Here is a 15587-nt window from a genome sequence, read left to right on the forward strand (position 1 = left end):
GCCTATTTCTGATATTTGGTGAATACGTGGAATGGCATCGCCGCTGTTTGTTCCGAAAGTCGCTATGCCCCTTCCGCCCCTGACCGGATCTCGTCAATCTCTGCGGACGTCAATTCGCTAACGGCTGCGGCATAAAAAGACCCGGTTGAGACTTGCGAGAGGGCACGGCGTACGCTCGCGTGAGCGTCGAAGTTCGGATGCCACGACAACGCGTGCCGGATGAACGCCACCTTGTCGTCATCATCAAACAGGCCGTGCTGCTCGGCACGTTCAGCGCTTGCTTGCGCAGTTTCCACTTCGTCGGGGCGGGGCTGACGCTCGATCTCATGCATCTGCCGCCCTAGCGCTTTGTTGATCACGCTATGACGGCGAATGCTTTTCCATTGCTCGTGGGTAAGTCCGAGGCTCACCTGTGGGATGGCGTTACACGTGTAGACGCACTGCGACGCGCAAGCGTTGAGCGCATGCCACGCAACAGAGGGTCCCAATAAGGTTTTTTGTTGGGACACGGTCAAGACAGGCCATAACAGGGCCAATGCGCGGGTATCGTAGAAGCGGAGCAAACAGGCGCTGCCGTGCTCATCAGTGAGCAAAGCATTCCGCGACAAGTGGGCCGCCACGTCTTCGGCAGACGCCTCACTTATTAGCCACCCCCCAATACGTTGGCCGTGACCACGTGCAATCAAATCCGGTTCGCGATCTTCAAACGCAATGCGGATACTTTCGGTCAGAAGCGCGACGCCATCTTTGTCCGAAAGATCAAGTTCTATTAAGAACGGGCGATGCGCTAGCGGAAACGCTTCATGCTGAATAGGAATGAGCACAGGTGTTTGCCGGCTGAAAAACACGCCAATGTCCGGGCGATCCATCAACGCCCGACGACTCGGGTCAACGACGAGCAGGCAGCGAGCAGCCTTGTTTGATTCGACACCGGATCGCAATTGGGCCGCTATCTTACTGGTGGCGTCTTGGCGCACGGTGACGGGATAGGCCGCGGCGTTGTTTGAAATGTTGGGCAGGTGTTGTTCCATGGTCCGCTCAATCAAGTTGAACTATGGATGCACTTTCGCCAGACGCCGCGGCAGAGCGCCAGGCGCACTCCTTCAAGTCACCTGTACTGAGTTGCGGGGGTGCCAGACGCATGGAGTTAGCCCCGGCGGTGTCCCACATAGCGCACTTTTCGACAATGTCACCGGAGGTTCCATTCTCAATGCCGGTGCCTGTTATCTTGATATATGAACCGTCTGCGCCGATCCATACCTCTTTTGAAGCCGACAGGATGAGCTTTCCGTCTGTGCTGGTGATCGTCAAATTTTTAAGCGCAGCCAGTGTCATTTCGTCAGTTTGTGCGTGAATTTCAACCTTCCCCTTTGCCGCAAAAAATTTCATCCCAAGTTTTTGCGCAAATAGTGATACCGCTTCGCCTGCTGCGACCGTGAAGCGTTTCAAGACCCCGATGTCGGCGTTCCCGCCGGCAGTTGCGATTAGGTTCTCCGCCGCGGTAATCTGCAGATGTTCGCCCGATGTCAGGGCAATGCCCGCTGGCGCGCTAACCAGAATTCCAGCCTGCTTAAGGCCCTTCAGGGTATCGTTCAGCAGTTCCTTTTGTTCTTCGTAGTCTGCAGCGATGGCCTGTGCCGCGCTGGCCGCATCGGCGAGCGCCTGCATCTCTTGAAGGGCTCGCTCAAGCAGCCCTTGCGCGGCAGTCATTTCTAGCTGTTTGCCGTTTGCAGAAGGCTGGTCATCGGCGGAAATGAACATGCCTCTGCCCGCTCGAATTGCCCCCCAGCCGGAGGTCCTTAGCTCATAGCCTTCACCGCGTTTTTGCCGTTTACCATCGACGATATGACCGAGGGTCAGTTGACTCTTGCCAGAATGCTGGGTGCTGAACTTGACGTGCTCTTCGCCCTTCCAGTCTTCCATTTGCAGCTTGTTATCGCTCTGCGTGCGGATAACGTGACGCGACATCCACCGGTCCTGGTTGGTAATCAGATCGGTCTGCAGACTCGTGTGATGGAACTGCGAAATGAAGAGCTTGTTCGGGTCACCATCGCGGGCAATGATGACCGCTTCAGTGCCGTCGAGTACCGGGAAGTGAAAGCCCGTTTGCAGCCCACCCGCGAAGGGCTTCGCAAGCCGCAGCGGCACGCTTTCGCCGCCCGGATTCCACTCGTCGAAATCGAGGTCGAGCCGAACTACGTAATGACCGAATTTCGTGACGTACGGATAGGGGTATTTGTTCGGTGACGTGACGCGCGCACTGAGCGCCCCGCTGATTTTGGGCCACTTATTTTCGTCAATTTTTAGCCGAAATCGTCGATCGGACGGGATCGCTTTATACGAATTAGTGTAAGCCACGCCGCGTCCGCCGGAGTGCGTCACCTCGATAATCACCTGCCCACTGGGCGCATCGGGCAGCGCTTCATCAATGCGCAAAATGCGGCCTGGTCGCAACTCCAGCACATTGCTCTGCCCGTGATAGACCACCTGCCAAGCAATGGCCGCCTCGTGACGCAACTGCGCTTCCCACTGCGCACCGTCCTGGGTCAGGTGATTCGTGCCGTAGATGTAGGGCGTGCCGTAGGTCGTCGTATCGTTGATCGCGACGTTGGCTTCGTCTTTGAATCGCTCCCACGCGATCAGTGGGTTGTAGTCGGCGACCATCACCGATTGCGGCACCACTTCGGCGTGCGTCTCAAGCGCGAACACCGCTTCAATCCCCGCCTCAAGACCCGCGTTCTCCCGATACGGAACCTTCAATTCAGGCGTGTAGATGTAGTGATCGACGTCGTCGCCGAAGACGATTAAATCACCATGCTTCCCGTTTTCGATATAGAAGAAAATTCCTTCTTGCTCGCATAGCAAAACGATATAGTCGAAATCCGACATCTGATACTGCAACCGGAAGTCATGGACCGGGTATTCACGGCGCAGTTTGAACACAAACTGATGGTCCATGAACTTATCGCGCAGCAAGATCGATTCGATAATCTGCGGCGCGCTCTGGTGCTGAAATACGCGGCTTGCCTGCACGAGGCGCAAACGCGCGATCTGCGGCACGATCACGATCGTGTAGCGGAAGAAGTCTTTGGTCTTCTTGGTCCTTGTGAACTTCGCGATAACGCCACGATAGATGCGCGGCTCAGTACTGTCTTCGGCGGTGATCGTGAAGTGCCCATCCCGGCCGAGGTAGTCGGCGCGAGAGAGCAACTCCGGGTGCGTAAATTCGATGACGAGCTCGTAGGGTATGGCCATACCCTCGCGGGCGCTATACGAAACCACCGCAATGTCCTTCGCGTTCGCCGCGCTCGGCACGTCAACGTGATACGCCTGCCGGCCCGTTACGAGTTCGCCGTGTGAGCGTTTCGATTGCGCTCCCCGATCATTTTCCGCCATCTTTTTAAGCTCCTCGATTTGTCTCGCAAAGTTTGCGTTTGCATTACTTTGAACGGCGTGTATCGATGCAAAACGCGGAACGTTACCCCTGATTGTTTCGCGCAATATTCAAACTCGTGGATGATCGTTGAACGTGCGCAAAGAGGAAAGCGCTTTAGGTCACAAATGGTTGCAGACGGAAAAATCGGATTTTTCTGAGTATGGTTTAAGTAGATTTTTCCGCGAATCACGTGTTCTATTTTTCGCGAAATTGGTTGTACTGATCAAAATAAGGAAAAAATAGAGAATCAAGATGGTCGAATTTTTTGAATGATCCCGCTCCTGTTCCGATGGCATGGGGTTCGCCGTACGACGAAGAAAGCGTGCGGTTTCATATGCGGCAGAAATCGATCATGCCGCGGTGTCCGGAAAGCGCGGAGGAGGGCGCTGAGTTGGCGACGCTTACGGCGAAGTGGGGGTATTTTTGCGCGTTCGGCGACGTCGATGAACGCGCTCCCGGTGGCGCGACCGTGACCACGCGCATTATTTGCGTGGCCGGCTCGGTTTGCCATGGCAAACGCGTGCCCTTGGTTTCTGAATCGTTCGACAGCCAGATCAACCCCTGCCTAGTCCCTGCCAGGTTCCACGCTGGTTGTTGTGATAGGGGAGCCTCTTTGCATCGATCATCAGCACCGTGTCGTGATAACCGATGTCCAACGGCCCTTCCATAGAATTGGATCCGCTGGCCCTTTGATCTGCTGATCTACACCTCCTCTTGCGTTTGCGGCACGATCGAGCTCAACCAGTCCGAGAGCGCGACAAACGGCTCGTCGTGGGCAATTTCATCGGGCGCGACGAGGTAATAACCTGACTTGCCGGACATCGGTTTATTCAGCGGCACGGCCAGCCGGCCGGATGACAATTCGTCCGCGAGCAAGATCTCCGGCAGCAGCGCGACGCCCAAGCCCGCCTGAGCTGCGCTGGTGAGCATCGTGAACAATTCATAGCGCGCGCCGCGTACCGCCCGCACATCGTGCTCAAGTCCGTTTAAACGGAACCAGGTGCGCCATGCGTCGGGCCGTGTCGATAAATGCAGTAGCGGCGAATCAGCAAGCTGTTCGAGTGAAATCGATGCGCCGGGCGCGCTCTCTGCGAGCAGGGAGGGGCTGCACACCGGCACGACCTTGCCCTCGCGGAACAGCAGCTTCCCCTGTGTGCCGGGCCAGACCGAATCGCCGAAGTAAAGCGCGGCGTCGAAGGGAGAATCGCTGAACAGGAAAGGCTCGGTGCGTATCGACAGATTCACGGTAATGTCCGGCCGCAGCGCGCGAAATTGCGGCAGGCGTGGGATCAACCACTGGCTGGCGAGCGTAGGAACGACCGCTATCTCCAGAATTCGACCCACACCGCGTTGCGCCATCAGTTCGAGCGTATCGCGCTCAATCCGGTCCAGATTCTTGCGCACGAGCGCCGCGTAATCACGGCCGTGCGTGGTCAGCACAATCCGCTTCTTGACGCGCAGGAACAATGCGACGCCCAAGCGGCTCTCTAGTCCCGCAACCTGGCGGCAAACCGCGCTTTGCGTGAGCGAGAGCTCATTGGCGGCCCGGGTGAAGCTCTCGTGGCGCGCCGCGGCCTCGAAAATCTGCAAGGCGACCAGATTGGGAATACCTTTTCTCATGTTTTACCGGTACCGTTTGCGGTCGCATATCGACGAGGATTTGACCACTTAGTTCTTTTTTCGAATGAAGTGATGAGTTTATATCAATTGCGCGGCTTTTTGCCGCCCTCCAGAATTGCCTTCCAGCGAATCGCCGAACCGGGCCTTGGGCTCGCGTTACGCTTGGCACCACGCTAGATCAGCCGGAACTGGACAAATGAACTCAAATCTCGCCGCATTACTTGCTGTTGCCTTTCCGGAATCGGATGTAACCGGGTTAGTGCGATTGATGAACTTGCCGTCCGTGTTGGCCGATGCCACACCCGCCACGCCGGGCATGGTCAGCCGTGCCGAACTGGCGCAGGCGATGAACATGGCGCTGTTCGTCGGCCTGCTCAAACGCGTGCCAACAGGCCGCGCTTATACCGACGACCTTCAGCACACGCAAACCCGCGTTCAGTTCGACCACGGCGCGTTGCGCACCGTGCGCTGGGCTGAATCCGGCGCGTTGCCGCCGGGCGAAGCCGCGTTCACGCGCATTCTGAAGCCGCTGGGTTTTGTGCTGAACGGCACGTACCCGCTCGATCGCATCAAGATGACGGGGCGTTCGTACATGCACGCCGATGCTCCCGATGAAATCGCGCAGTATTTCGTCAGCGAGTTGCATCCCGAGCGCTTCAGCCCCGAGTTCCAGCAAGCGGTAACGAATGTGATAGGCGAGAGTGTCGATCCGCTGACGCCGCAAGCGGTCGCGTCGCTGGCCGAGCTGGAGCGCGACCGTTCGTTGCCGCTGGCTATTGCCCTCGACCTGCTGCCCGTGCTGGTGCGCTGCTTTGAGCGCCAGCACCCGGAGCCGCGCCTGACCGACTATGAAACGCTGCGCGCCGAGTCGGCGGAAATGGCGTGGATCGCGACCGAAGGCAACGCGTTTAATCACGCGACGGACCGAGTGGACGATGTCTTCGCCGTCGCCGATGCCCAGCGCGCGCTCGGCCGTCCGATCAAGGATAGCGTTGAAATTTCGAAGACGGGCCGGGTGCGCCAGACAGCGTTTCGGGCCGATCCCGTGCGTCGGGTGTTCATCGGCGTGGACGGTGCGCGGATCGAGCGCGATGTGCCCGGTTCCTTCTACGAGTTCATCAGCCGCGACGTGTTCATGGACGACGCCACGGGCCGCAGCAAGCTCGATCTCGGTTTCGATGCCGGCAACGCCACGGGCATCTTCAAGATGACGGCGGCCGCGTGAGTTCCTCCGCCGAATCTGCTAACCCCGCCTCCGATCTGTACGAGTTTACGGAGCCCTTCAAGGCGCCGCAAGGCTCGGCGATCCGTGAGCTTTTCAAGTATCTCAGCCGGCCCGGGATGATCTCGTTCGCGGGCGGATATCCGTCGAAGGATCTCTTTGACCGTGCGGGTATCGGCCAGGCGATGGAGGCCGCTTACTCGTCCGATCCGATCGCGTGCCTGCAATACGGCGATACGGCCGGCTCGCCCGCATTGCGTCGCGCGATCCTGCGCTTGATGAGTGACCGCGGCGTGACGCGCGATGTGGACGACGTGATCGTGACCACGGGCTCGCAGCAAGGTCTCGACCTGCTGATCAAGAACCTGGTCGCGCCGGGCGATGCGGTGCTGATCGAAGAGCCGGCCTATCCGGCAGCAATTCAGGCGCTGCGGCTCGCGGGCGCAAGGCTGATTCCGGTGCGCACTGACGCGCAAGGTATCGATGTGGATGCGCTCACCGAGCAACTCGAAGCGCTCGATCCGGCTACGCGGCCGAAGCTGCTCTACACGGTGCCGACCTTCGCGAACCCGACTGGCGCAACCTTGCCGGCGGCGCGTCGCGAAGCGCTTGCTCGGCTCGCGATGCGGTTCCGTTTCGTGCTGGTCGAAGATGATCCGTATGGCGAGCTGCGTTTCTCAGGTCAGCCGGTGAAACCCATTACCGCGCTCGCCGATGCCATCCCGGGCGCGAGCGACTGGGTCGTGTATTTCGGCAGCCTCTCTAAGATCGTGGCGCCGGGCTTGCGCATCGGCTGGTCGATTGCGCCGCCTGCCATCACACGCCGCATGCTCGTGGCGAAACAAACGAGCGATCTCTGCACGTCGCCGCTCGCGCAGGAAACGGCGCGCCACTACCTGGAGCGCGGGCGCTTGGCTGACCATGTGCAGACCATCGCGCTGGCTTATCGCAAGCGTTGCGAGGCGTTGTGCAGCGCATTGCGCCAGTTTGTGCCCGACGAGATCGAGTACGTGATGCCCGAAGGCGGCATGTTTGTCTGGGCGCGATTGAAGGGCGGCCGCCATTCCGCCGATTTGCTCAAGCGCGCGATCGAGCAGAACGTGATCTATGTGCCGGGACCGGCGTTTTACGCGCGCGATCCGGACGAATCGAGCATGCGTCTTTCTTTCGCCGCGGCGCCGGGCGAGGCCGAAGTATTCGAAGGCGTGCGGCGGCTCAAGCTCGCTCTGGCGAGCCGATAGATTCACGTGCAGATCACGAGCAAGCCGCTGGATGGCTCCCCCAAGGCTCGCCAGATCCAGCGAAACGCGTTCTAATCGCATAACCTGAACGCAGATGGACGCCCGGCTAGGTGCAGTTGGTTCCTGCAACGCACCAAGTCGTGCCGATTAATCAATTGCAGCGGTTTTTTTAAGCCCTGAAACTCTGCTCCGACGAATGCATGTATTTTCGCGCCGGAGCGGGTTTCAGAGCGGCGCTAACGGACCGTGGCCTTGGGCCGCGCCGCAGCGCCCGGCAGCCACCCGACATAGAGAGGAAGTGATGAAACTGAACGATATTCTTGGCGCACTCGGTGTAGACCTCGGCCAGTGGAAGGGCGACGCCCTCACGGCGCGTTCGCCGCTCGACGGTGCGACGCTGGCCGGATTGGCAGTAGATACCCCCGCCGATGCCGCCCGCAAGATCGACGCTGCTCACGCCGCTTTCCTCAAATGGCGTACGGTGCCCGCGCCGCAACGCGGCGAGCTCGTGCGCGTTTTCGGTAATGTGCTGCGCGAACACAAGGCCGCGCTTGGCAGCCTCGTCACGCTGGAAGCCGGCAAGGTCACGTCCGAAGGCCTGGGCGAAGTGCAGGAAATGATCGACATCTGCGACTTCGCCGTTGGCCTGTCGCGCCAGCTCTACGGTCTGACGATCGCCTCGGAGCGTCCGGGTCACCGGATGATGGAAACGTGGCATCCGCTGGGTGTGGTGGGTGTGATCTCGGCGTTCAACTTCCCGGTCGCGGTGTGGTCGTGGAATGCGGCGCTGGCATTTGTCTGCGGTGACGCCGTGGTCTGGAAGCCATCGGAGAAAACGCCGTTGACAGCTATCGCCTGTCACTCGTTGTTCGAAAAGGCTTTGCGTGAGTTCGATAAAACCCATCCGGGCTTAGCACCTGAAGGCCTGAGCCAGTTGCTGCTCGGCGCACGCGATGTCGGCCAGGTGCTGACCGAGTCGCCGAAGGTGCCGCTGGTCAGCGCGACCGGCAGCGTGCGCATGGGGATTGAAGTGGCGCAAGTGCTGGCGAAGCGGCTGGGTCGCAGCATCCTCGAACTGGGTGGCAACAATGCAATGATCGTCGCGCCCAGCGCTGACCTCGATCTGGTCGTGCGCGGCGTGACCTTCTCGGCAGTCGGTACGGCGGGTCAGCGTTGCACGACGCTGCGTCGCCTGATCGTGCATACCAGCGTGGTCGACCAGTTGCTGCCGCGTCTGGAAAAAGCGTTTGGATCGGTGAAAGTGGGCAGTCCGGTTGAGTCGGATACGCTTGTCGGTCCGTTGATCGACCGTGCTGCGTTCGACGGTATGCAGAAGGCATTGGGCGATGCGCGCGAGCAAGGTGGCAATGTGAAGGGCGGCGAGCGTGTCGATGTAGGCGGCCACGCCGATGCTTACTACGTGCGTCCGGCATTCGTACGGATGCCTGAACAAACGGCTGTGGTCGAACGCGAGACCTTCGCGCCGATCCTCTACGTAATGACCTACAACGACTTCGCTGAAGCGCTGGAACTGCAAAACGGCGTGCCGCAAGGTTTGTCGTCGGCGATCTTCACGAACGACATTCGCGAAGCCGAGCAGTTCATGTCGGCGGCGGGCAGCGATTGCGGCATTGTGAACGTGAACATCGGCACGAGCGGCGCTGAGATTGGCGGCGCGTTCGGCGGTGAAAAAGAAACCGGCGGCGGTCGTGAATCGGGTTCCGATGCGTGGAAAGGCTATATGCGCCGCGCGACCAACACGATCAACTACAGCCGTGAGTTGCCGCTTGCACAAGGCGTGAAGTTCGACGTTTGATTTAATTGAAGCAGAAGCAAAAACGATATTAAACCTGGCGTCCCACCCCGACGCCGACTTCTTTCATCCGCTTGGGTGCACGACAACCGCGTCGCGCCTAAGCGGACGTCAGGCTTCCGCGGTCATCCCCGGTTGTTGCGCTCGAATCTGTCTTGCCACTGTCCTATGGCGCGCCTCTGAATCAAGAGGTGCGTTTTCATCTGTTCCGCCTGTCTACGTGCTGTTTTTGCGTTGCCTTTGCGTAAATACGCCACGTCCGTTCAACTGTTTTTCGCTAGACCCTGGGGGCCACCGTGTCGTTTCTCGTGCTGGACAAACTGACAAAAGCCTACGGCGATCTGAACGCCGTGAGCGACGTGAGCCTCTCGGTTGAAAAAGGCGAATTCGTCTCGCTGCTGGGGCCTTCGGGTTGCGGCAAGACGACGACGCTGCAAATGATCGCTGGTTTTATCGATGTAACGCGCGGGCGGATTTCGCTCGATGGCAAGGACATCACGCATGTGCGGCCGAACAAGCGCGGCCTGGGTGTGGTGTTCCAGAGCTACGCGCTGTTTCCGCATATGACAGTCGCGCAGAACGTCGGCTTCGGGCTCGAAATGCGCGGTGTCGGCAAGGTCGAGTGTGCGGAGCGGATTCGCGAGACGTTGGCGCTCGTGCGGCTCGATGCGCTCGCGGCGCGGTATCCGCGTGAACTGTCGGGCGGTCAGCGGCAACGGGTGGCGATTGCGCGTGCGCTGGTCATCAAGCCGCCGGTACTGCTGCTCGATGAACCCATGTCCAACCTCGACGCCAAGCTGCGCGAAGAGATGCAGTTCGAATTGCGCGGGATTCAGCGCAAGGTCGGCACGACTACGGTAATGGTTACCCATGATCAATCCGAAGCGCTGTCCATCAGCGACCGCGTGGTCGTGATGGAAGCGGGGCGCGTGACGCAGGTCGACTCGCCGTATCGCGCGTATGAACGGCCGGAGAATCGGTTTGTGTCGCAGTTTATCGGCAAGGCGAACATGCTGGCGGGTAAGGTGACCGAGGCGCGTCACAACGAAGTCCATGTGGATCTCGGGCATGACCTGACCGGCATTGCCTGCATTGAGGCGGGCACGGTGTGGCGCGAAGGCGATACGGTGACGTTATGCATCCGTCCGGAAAAACTGCACTTGTGCGCGGTGGGAACGGGGCGTCTGACGGCCACTGTCACCAGCCGCTTTTTCCTGGGCAGCCAATGGCTTTATCGTGTCGATACCGCCATTGGTGAAGTGCTCGTCTGCAGCCAGAATGAAGGCACGGAGCCGGTGGCCGAAGGTGCGATGGTCGGTATCGACTGGCATCGTGACGCCGTGCGCGTGCTTCAGGAAGTGAGCCATGGCTAGTACCATCGACTCTACGAGTTCCGACAATAGCGGCGGGCTGAAGAACGATCGCGCGCCGTGGCATGCATTCGTGCCGCCCTGGCTGATGAGCTTGCCTGCGTTCATCCTCTTCGCGGTCCTCGTGCTGACGCCGCTCGCGATGACCGTTGTGCTGACGTTCTATCGTTTCGATCCGGCCAGTGGTCCGATCGCGGCATTCCAGTTCAGCAACTATGTTGAAGTGCTGACAGATAGCTACTACCAGACCATTTTTGCGCGGACCTTCGGCATCGCGATCCTGACGACCGTGCTGTGCGTCGCGATTGGTGCGCCTGAAGCTTACGTGCTGTACCGCATGCGTGATCCGTGGCGCTCGATGTTCCTGCTTGTGATCCTCGCACCGTTGCTTGTGTCAGTCGTGGTGCGCGCGTTCGGCTGGAGCATGTTGCTCAATACGGGCGGTATCGTGAATCAGTTCTTCGGCCTCTTCGGGCTGGGTCCGTACAAGCTGGAGTACACCACCTTCGCGATTGTGATCGCGCTCGTTCACGTCATGCTGCCGTTCATGGTGATCCCCGTCTGGACCTCGCTGCAGAAGCTTGATCCGCAGGTTGAAAACGCGGCGCTCTCGCTGATGGCGTCGCCGTCAACCACGTTGAGGCGCATCGTGTTGCCGCAGATCGCACCGGGCATTTTGTCGGGCAGCTTGATGGTGTTCGGCCTGTCGGCGAGCGCGTTCGCAATTCCCGGCCTGCTCGGCGGCCGTCGCCTGAAAGTAGCGGCAACCGCTGTCTACGATGAATTCCTCGGCTCGCTCAACTGGCCGCTCGGCGCGACCATCGCGATTTTGTTGCTGATCGCGAACCTTGTGATCATGATCACGTACTACCGGGTTCTGGAGCGTCGTTACTCCAGAAGCCTCGGTTAAGCAAAGGAGACCGCTGCAATGCGAAAGAACGGCCTCGTTGCCCTGAGTTTCCACACGGTCGTGATCTTGTTCGTGCTGGCGCCGCTCGTGATCATCGTGCTGGTTGCGTTCACGCCGGACCAGACGCTGACGTTGCCCACGCACGGCTTTTCATTGCGCTGGTTCCGCGCGATTCTCGACTACCCTGATTTCATCTCGGCGTTTTTCAACAGTATCAAGCTGGCGTTTGCGTCGGCTACATTGTCGCTCGCACTGGCGTTGCCGGCGGCGCTTGCTATCGGCCGTGAACGTTTTCCGGGGCGCGAATTTCTCAATGGCCTGTTCCTCTCGCCGCTGGTGATTCCAAGTCTCGTGCTCGGCATTGCGTTCCTGCGCTTCTTCGCGATGATCGGCGCAACCGGCTCGTTCATCTGGCTCGTCGCAGCGCACATGATCATCATCACGCCGTTCGTGATGCGGCTGGTGCTGGCATCGGTGAGCGGCATGGATCGCAGCATCGAACATGCGGCGCAGTCATTGGGCGCGGATCGATGGACGGCGTTTCGCCGCATCACGCTGCCGATGATCCTGCCCGGCATCACGGGTGGCTGGCTGCTTGCGTTCATCAACAGCTTCGATGAGCTAACCATGTCGATTTTCGTGACTTCGCCGCAGACCATTACGTTGCCGGTGCGCATGTATATGTACGCGACGGAATCGATCGACCCGATGATGGCGTCCGTATCCGCGCTCGTGATCTTCATTACGGCCGGGGCGATGATCGTGCTCGACCGCGTGTATGGACTGAACCGGATCCTGATCGGTTCGCATTGATTCGCTTGGGCGCCCACGACTTCACTCTACGCGATGACAAATATTCCCAGCGCACCATCCACCGTCCAGCCGCACAGCGTGGCCGATGCCGCGCCGCAATTCGTGCGTCTTACGGAATCGCATCGCAAGCCGGTTACGCTGACGCTGGACGGCGTGGCGATCACGGCCCTGACCGGCGATACGGTGTTGAGCGCCATCCTGCTGCACACACGGCGCGTGCGTGACACCGAGTTCAGCGGTGAACCTCGCGCGGGTTTCTGTCTGATGGGCGCATGTCAGGATTGCTGGGTACAACTGGAAGAGGGCACACGGATTCGGGCGTGTTCGACCTTCGTCAAGGACGGCATGCACGTCCTCACCCGGCCTGCGGGAGTGATCGGAGCGTGAGCGCGGCTATCGATAAAAACAGCATGCATCGGGTCGTCATTGTTGGCGCGGGGCCGGCCGGTGTGCGTGCGGCTGAGACCCTGGTGGCGGCAGGCATTGTGCCGGTCATGATCGACGAAGCGGCGCGCGCTGGTGGCCAGATCTATCGCCAGCCGCCGGCGGATGCGGGTTTTGCCCGCAGCAAACGCACGCTGTATGGCATGGAAGCTGGCAAGGCCGACGCGGTGCACTCAACCATGGCTGGGCTACTTTCGACACTCGACTATCGGCCTGACACGCTGGTGTGGGGATGCGGCGCCGCACGGCTCGATACCTTGCACGCCGGACGGCAACGCACAGTGCCTTACTCGCACTTGCTGATTGCGACCGGCGCGACGGATCGCGTGCTGCCGTTTCCGGGCTGGACGCTGCCAGGCGTCTACACCCTCGGCGCGGCGCAGATTGCGCTGAAATCGCAGGGCTGCGCGATTGGACGTCGCGTGGTATTCGCGGGAACGGGGCCATTGCTTTACCTCGTGGCGTATCAATACGCGAAGGCGGGCGCGCAGGTGGAAGCAGTGCTCGATACCAATCCGTTCTCGCGTCAGTTCGCCGCGACGCCGCGTTTGTTGCGTCAGCCGTCCACCTTTGCGAAGGGGCTGTATTACGTTGGCTGGCTGGCGGCGCATGGGGTTCGTATCGAACGTGGCGTAACGCTAGTGCGCGCAACGGGCGATAAAGCCGTGCAGGCCATGACTTATCGCCGTGGCGAGCAAGAGCTGACCATTCCCTGCGATGCCGTCGGCTTCGGATACGGCCTGCGTTCCGAAACGCAATTGGCTGACCTCGCAGGTTGCCGTTTTCGCTTCGATCCACTCAATCGCGCGTGGCTGCCGGAGCGCGATTCAGCTGGTCGCACTTCGGTGCCGGGCGTTTATCTCGCGGGCGATGGCGCGGGTATCGCGGGTGCGGATGCTGCGGAACTGGCTGGCCGTCGGGCGGCGCTTGCGATGCTGGAAGACCTTGGATATCGAGCCGGGAACGCTGACGCTCAGGCTCAGGCTGCGAAGCTGGACCGGCAACTGGCGAACATCGCCGAATTTCGTATCGGGCTGGAACAGGCGTTTGCGCCGCCCTCCGATTGCGCGTCGCAGTGGCCGGACGACATGACGGTGTGCCGCTGCGAAGAGATCGATGCCGGCACGCTGCGCCGTTGTATTCGCGCTGGCGAGGCGAGCGAGATCAATCGGCTGAAGGCGCTTACGCGCGTGGGCATGGGTCGTTGCCAAGGGCGCATGTGTAGCGCGGCGGCGGCGGAATTGCTGAGCGCGGAAACGGGCAAACCCATCGCGGAGGTCGGACGTTTGCGTGGACAGGCGCCGATCAAACCCGTGCCTTTATCGATAGCGATGATGGACGAAGCCTCGCAAGCCGATCATCTGGCCGCTATTCCGGAGCACGCACGCGATGACTGAGACTTTGCGGTTTGACGTGCTGGTGGTCGGCGGTGGTTTGGTGGGATCGTCGACGGCCTTGATGCTTGCAAAGCGGGGTCTCAAGGTTGGGCTTTTCGAACGTCGTTATTGCGGTGCGCAGGCGAGTGGCGTGAACTACGGCGGCGTGCGCCGTCAGGGCCGTCCGGCTGAACAACTACCGCTGGCGGTGCGTGCACGAGCGATCTGGGACCGGTTGCCGGAACTCGTGGGCACGGACGGAGAGTTTGTCGTTTCGGGGCATTTACGCTTGGCTCGCAGCGAAGCCGATCTTGCGGCGCTTGAAGCGTACGCGCAGCTTGCCAATCCGTTCGGCCTCGACTTAAAGTTGATGAGCGGAGCTACGTTCAGGCGCCGTTACCCGTGGCTTGGAGCGGCTGCGGTGGGCGGTTCGCTGTGTCCTAATGACGGTCATGCGAACCCGCGGATTGTGTCGCCAGCATTTGCGCGTGCGGCGCGTGCTGCCGGTGCTGATGTTCGCGAACAGACCGCGGTGACGAACATCGTGCGTGCGGGGGATCGGTTTGTTGTCGGGGCTCGGCATGATTCGGGTGCTGCGATCGAGGTTCAAAGTGATTGGTTGATCAATGCTGCCGGCGCGTGGGGCAACACGGTGGCCGGGTACTTTGGCGAGACCATTCCGATGGAGCCGATCTATCCGAACATGTGGGTGACTGAGCCGCTGCCGTATTTCATCGATCACAATCTTGGCGTCTATGGCGGCGGCATTTATGCCCGTCAGGTATCGCGTGGCAATGTGGTGATTGGTGGTGGTCGTGGATTGGGTGATGGCGAGTACGCGCAGCCGCTCACGGAGACGACACGCACGGTGATGAGAGCGGCGTGCGCGCTCTTGCCGACGTTGAAAGATGCGTTGCTTTTGCGGTCCTGGACAGGGGTGGAAGGCAGTACGCCTGACGATAATCCGGTGATTGGTCTTAGCCGCACGACGCCGCGATTGCTGCATGCATTTGGATTTTCGGGTGGCGGGTTTCTGCTTGCCCCGGGGGTTGGAGAGGTGCTTTCTGATCTTGTTGTAGAGGGGAGATCGGGGACGCCGATCGAGGCGTTTTCTATTGGGCGGTTTGGGCGGTTGGAGTCTGTGCCGGGTTGCTAGGTTCTGGGGTTAGAGGTCGGGGTTGGTGTCGGTTGCTGGGTTCCCGGGTTAGCGGTCGGGGTCAATGCCGGGTTGCTGCTTTTAGTGTTAGTGGTCTGCGAGAGTTGGATTTTCTCTTTATCACTGTTAGCCACTGTGCGTGGCAGCACGTCATTTCTTTGTCCAAAGCGACAAAGAAACGAAGCA

12 protein-coding genes are annotated in these 15587 nt (G+C 60.1%); 9 read left to right on the top strand and 3 right to left on the bottom strand.

What is annotated here, in order from left to right; all coding sequences use genetic code 11:
- Positions 1–62: 62 nt before the first annotated feature.
- The 3 genes from GSQ93_RS36500 to GSQ93_RS36510 form a co-directional block, all read right to left on the bottom strand.
- The gene (locus GSQ93_RS36500) at positions 63–1031 is read right to left on the bottom strand and encodes a DUF4123 domain-containing protein (RefSeq protein WP_158941084.1); all 969 of its coding nucleotides are present in this window, start codon (positions 1029–1031) and stop codon (positions 63–65) included.
- Between the two features lie 7 nt (positions 1032–1038).
- Positions 1039–3396, bottom strand: a complete 2358-nt coding sequence (locus tag GSQ93_RS36505; RefSeq protein WP_158941085.1) for a type VI secretion system Vgr family protein — start codon at positions 3394–3396, stop codon at positions 1039–1041.
- Between the two features lie 742 nt (positions 3397–4138).
- The gene (locus GSQ93_RS36510; RefSeq protein WP_158941086.1) at positions 4139–5056 is read right to left on the bottom strand and encodes a LysR substrate-binding domain-containing protein; all 918 of its coding nucleotides are present in this window, start codon (positions 5054–5056) and stop codon (positions 4139–4141) included.
- A 196-nt stretch (positions 5057–5252) separates the two neighbouring features.
- Between GSQ93_RS36510 and GSQ93_RS36515 the strand changes: the two genes are divergently transcribed.
- The 9 genes from GSQ93_RS36515 (at position 5253) to GSQ93_RS36555 (ending at position 15401) form a co-directional block, all read left to right on the top strand.
- Entirely contained in the window at positions 5253–6281 is a 1029-nt protein-coding gene (locus GSQ93_RS36515) for a DUF1338 domain-containing protein (protein ID WP_158941087.1), read from the top strand.
- Between the two features lie 35 nt (positions 6282–6316).
- Entirely contained in the window at positions 6317–7519 is a 1203-nt protein-coding gene (locus GSQ93_RS36520; protein ID WP_254074251.1) for a PLP-dependent aminotransferase family protein, read from the top strand.
- A 301-nt stretch (positions 7520–7820) separates the two neighbouring features.
- The gene (locus tag GSQ93_RS36525; protein ID WP_158941088.1) at positions 7821–9335 is read left to right on the top strand and encodes an aldehyde dehydrogenase family protein; all 1515 of its coding nucleotides are present in this window, start codon (positions 7821–7823) and stop codon (positions 9333–9335) included.
- Positions 9336–9628: 293 nt separating this feature from the next.
- Entirely contained in the window at positions 9629–10705 is a 1077-nt protein-coding gene (locus tag GSQ93_RS36530; RefSeq protein ID WP_158941089.1) for an ABC transporter ATP-binding protein, read from the top strand.
- Positions 10698–11612 (top strand): ABC transporter permease, encoded by a 915-nt coding sequence (locus GSQ93_RS36535; protein WP_158941090.1) that lies wholly within the window; start codon positions 10698–10700, stop codon positions 11610–11612. The genes GSQ93_RS36530 and GSQ93_RS36535 overlap by 8 nt, the downstream gene beginning before the upstream one ends.
- Positions 11613–11630: 18 nt before the next feature.
- Positions 11631–12425: an ABC transporter permease gene (locus GSQ93_RS36540; RefSeq protein WP_158941091.1), complete on the top strand. Its 795-nt coding sequence runs from the start codon at positions 11631–11633 to the stop codon at positions 12423–12425.
- 33 nt (positions 12426–12458) lie between these two features.
- Positions 12459–12812 carry a (2Fe-2S)-binding protein gene (locus GSQ93_RS36545; protein WP_158941092.1) on the top strand — a complete coding sequence of 118 codons (354 nt, stop codon included), beginning with the start codon at positions 12459–12461 and terminating at the stop codon, positions 12810–12812.
- A 23-nt stretch (positions 12813–12835) separates the two neighbouring features.
- The gene (locus GSQ93_RS36550) at positions 12836–14266 is read left to right on the top strand and encodes an NAD(P)/FAD-dependent oxidoreductase (protein WP_158941115.1); all 1431 of its coding nucleotides are present in this window, start codon (positions 12836–12838) and stop codon (positions 14264–14266) included.
- On the top strand, positions 14259–15401 hold the full coding sequence (locus GSQ93_RS36555) for an FAD-binding oxidoreductase (protein ID WP_158941093.1): 1143 nt from the start codon (positions 14259–14261) through the stop codon (positions 15399–15401). The genes GSQ93_RS36550 and GSQ93_RS36555 overlap by 8 nt, the downstream gene beginning before the upstream one ends.
- Positions 15402–15587 lie beyond the last annotated feature (186 nt).

Origin of the sequence: Burkholderia sp. S171 (genome assembly GCF_009766085.1) — a bacterium.
Taxonomy (GTDB): domain Bacteria; phylum Pseudomonadota; class Gammaproteobacteria; order Burkholderiales; family Burkholderiaceae; genus Caballeronia.

What these genes read in the sequence shown, in the direction of transcription:
- GSQ93_RS36500 (WP_158941084.1), bottom strand. Translation starts at nt 1,031, where the DNA reads ATGGAACAACACCTGCCCAACATTTCAAACAACGCCGCGGCCTATCCC.
- GSQ93_RS36505 (WP_158941085.1), bottom strand. Translation starts at nt 3,396, where the DNA reads ATGGCGGAAAATGATCGGGGAGCGCAATCGAAACGCTCACACGGCGAA.
- GSQ93_RS36510 (WP_158941086.1), bottom strand. Translation starts at nt 5,056, where the DNA reads ATGAGAAAAGGTATTCCCAATCTGGTCGCCTTGCAGATTTTCGAGGCC.
- GSQ93_RS36515 (WP_158941087.1), top strand. Translation starts at nt 5,253, where the DNA reads ATGAACTCAAATCTCGCCGCATTACTTGCTGTTGCCTTTCCGGAATCG.
- GSQ93_RS36525 (WP_158941088.1), top strand. Translation starts at nt 7,821, where the DNA reads ATGAAACTGAACGATATTCTTGGCGCACTCGGTGTAGACCTCGGCCAG.
- GSQ93_RS36535 (WP_158941090.1), top strand. Translation starts at nt 10,698, where the DNA reads ATGGCTAGTACCATCGACTCTACGAGTTCCGACAATAGCGGCGGGCTG.
- GSQ93_RS36540 (WP_158941091.1), top strand. Translation starts at nt 11,631, where the DNA reads ATGCGAAAGAACGGCCTCGTTGCCCTGAGTTTCCACACGGTCGTGATC.
- GSQ93_RS36545 (WP_158941092.1), top strand. Translation starts at nt 12,459, where the DNA reads ATGACAAATATTCCCAGCGCACCATCCACCGTCCAGCCGCACAGCGTG.
- GSQ93_RS36550 (WP_158941115.1), top strand. Translation starts at nt 12,836, where the DNA reads ATGCATCGGGTCGTCATTGTTGGCGCGGGGCCGGCCGGTGTGCGTGCG.
- GSQ93_RS36555 (WP_158941093.1), top strand. Translation starts at nt 14,259, where the DNA reads ATGACTGAGACTTTGCGGTTTGACGTGCTGGTGGTCGGCGGTGGTTTG.